Genomic DNA, 2394 nt, shown 5'->3' with positions numbered 1-2394 from the left:
CGATCATGGTGATCTGCGCCAGCGACCAGAAGCAGAAGGATTTCGAGAAGGAGATCTTCTCGCCCAACGTCCGGGCCAGTCCGAAGGTCGGCCTCAAGATCATGGCTGTGAAGGCCGGGGCCGAGAACAGCTCGACCAAGTACCACAAGCGATTTCGGGGCGGGTTCCTCAAGATTGTCAACGCCGGCTCCGAAGGTCAGCTGCAGCAGTCCGACATCGGCCTGCTGATCTTCGAAGAGCCGTCGTCCTATCCCAAGGATGTCGGCGGGCGCGGCTCACCGATCCGCCAGGGCCGGGGCCGAACCCTGGCCTGGGGCGACGACGCCAAGGAGCTCGGCGGCGGCACGCCGAAGTTCGTCGGCGATTGCCAGGTCACCGAGGAGGTCGAGCGCCGAACTTGCGAGCGCTACTATCTGCCCTGTCCCCACTGCGGCGCCCGCCAGCTGCTGCTCTGGGAGAACATGCAGCACGACGGCCAGCGGCCCTATTTCCTCTGCCAGGCCAATGGATGCGGCAAGGGCATCGGCCATGAGCACAAGCTTTGGATGCTCGAACAGGCCGACGCCGGCCACGGCGGTTGGCTGGCCTGTTTCGAGCGGTTGCGACCTGACGGAACGCCTGACCCAGAGAGCGACAATCCCGCCCCGCCGCCCTGCATCCCTGTCGATGACTGGGACTACTGGCTGAGCCGCCGAGGGCCTGACCACAAGGGTGCGTTTCTAGACGGCCGCGAGCCTTCGTTCGACGGCATCTGGCAAGCCTATTCGCCGTTCACCACCTGGGCGCGGATCTTTTCTGAATTCGACGAGGCCGCCGCGTCGGGCGATCCCGAAGATCTGGTCACCTTCTGGCAGCAGGTTCTGGGGCTTCCGTTCGAGGCCGCCTATGACCGGCCCGCCACCCAGCGACTGTTCGAACTGCGCGACCAGGCCGCTCGGATCGCCGGGGTCGAGCGCGGCAAAATCCCCGACTGGGCCTGGGCTCTGTTTGGCGCGGCCGACGTCCAGGGCGACCGCCTCGAATGGGCCGCCTGGGTCTGCGGCCCGGCTGGGCCTGGTCCCGAGGGCGCCAAGGGCCGGCGCTATGCGCGCATCGACAGCGGCGTCATTCCGATCCCGCCGGTCGATCCCCGTGCCTGGAGCGAATTGGCCGAAATCAGCAAGCGAACCTACGAGGGCCCGGCCTGCCGTCCTCTGGGCTTCGACCGTTTTGGTGTCGACACCGGCGGCCACCATACCAACCGCGCCTATGTGTTCTGCTCCGGCCGCCCCAATGTCATGGCCCTCAAGGGCGCATCCGAACGCGGCGGCAAGGACGCCTTTCCGATCGAGGCCGGCACCGCCGCAAGGCCAAGATCGGCCGCCGGGTTGTCGGCGAGGTTCAGCTGTTCCTGGTCGGAACGCACAAGGTCAAAAAGGACATCTATTTTGGCCTGGCCCAAACCCTGGCCGGCATCGAGCAGGGTCAGCACCTGCCTGGATCGGTGACGCTGGAAGGCACTGCGACCGAGCTGGATTTCCAGCAGATGACCTCTGAGGTGCTTCTGCCCGCCGACCAGTCCAAGGGCCGAAAGGTCGAGGTCTGGGAACCGCTGAAGGGCGTTCGCAACGAGCAGCTCGACATGGCGTCTACTGCCACGCCATGCCTGGTCTTCCTGCCGACGTGATCACTGAAAACGACTGGGCGCGGCTGATCGCTTCGCGGCGGCGCGAGCCCTCCCGCGACGGTCAGCTCCCGCTCGAGGCATCTGGACCGACGCCCCAAGGCTTGCCGCGATTGTGCCCGGCGGCCCGCTTGAGGCGAACCCCGTTCGCGACCTTCCGCGGCCGAGCCGGCCGACACGTCGACCGACCACCCCCTGTTGCGTTTGGCGCGCCAAGGACGAGGACACTGATGGCCAGCTGGCGCGACGATCCCTCCCTGGCGCAGGCGCGCCTGGCCGCCCTTGAGCGGCGGAATCCGCGGCCCTGAGCGCGAGCGCGTCAAGTCGGTCAAGTACGAGGTCGGTGGGGTCGAATATGCCGACCCGGTCTCGCACCGAGACCCTGGTGCGGGCGATCTATGAGTGCCGCCTCGTCCTGCGGCGGCTCGGCGGCGGCCGGGTGTCGGGCGGGCCATCATTCCACCTTCGGAGGCTGATCGTGGCGGAACGCTCGCTGCTGGCCCGACGGGCGCGCGCCTGCCTCCGGGCATCGGCGCCGCGCGTAAGGCCATGGCCAATCGCGACGGCGCGATCGGGCCTGGGTTCCGGCTACAAGGCCGGCCAGACCTCAGGTCAGGATGTCGGCGGCTGGATGCCGCCGCAACAGTCGGCCGACTCGGGCTGGCTATGGTCGCGTGACCTGGCTGTCGCCCGCACCCGCGAGCTGCTGCAGAACGAGCCCTGGGCCCAGG

Annotated in this window: 3 protein-coding genes; all 3 read left to right on the top strand. The window is 67.8% G+C overall.

The window, feature by feature from the left end; all coding sequences use genetic code 11:
* Window positions 1–1487, top strand: a 1487-nt coding sequence (locus tag CSW58_RS13220) for a terminase gpA endonuclease subunit (RefSeq protein WP_201721679.1), incomplete at its 5' end; no start/stop codon positions are given.
* Window positions 1385–1666, top strand: coding sequence for a terminase gpA endonuclease subunit (locus CSW58_RS15860; protein WP_255406590.1), 282 nt, complete (start codon window positions 1385–1387; stop codon window positions 1664–1666). The genes CSW58_RS13220 and CSW58_RS15860, both read left to right, overlap by 103 nt.
* Before the next feature lie 352 nt (window positions 1667–2018).
* Window positions 2019–2394: hypothetical protein (locus CSW58_RS13210; RefSeq protein WP_143755220.1), on the top strand; the 376-nt coding region annotated here is incomplete at its 3' end.

Origin of the sequence: Caulobacter sp. B11 (genome assembly GCF_002737765.1) — a bacterium.
Lineage (GTDB): Bacteria > Pseudomonadota > Alphaproteobacteria > Caulobacterales > Caulobacteraceae > Caulobacter.
This window is presented reverse-complemented; position numbering and strand designations above follow the sequence as displayed.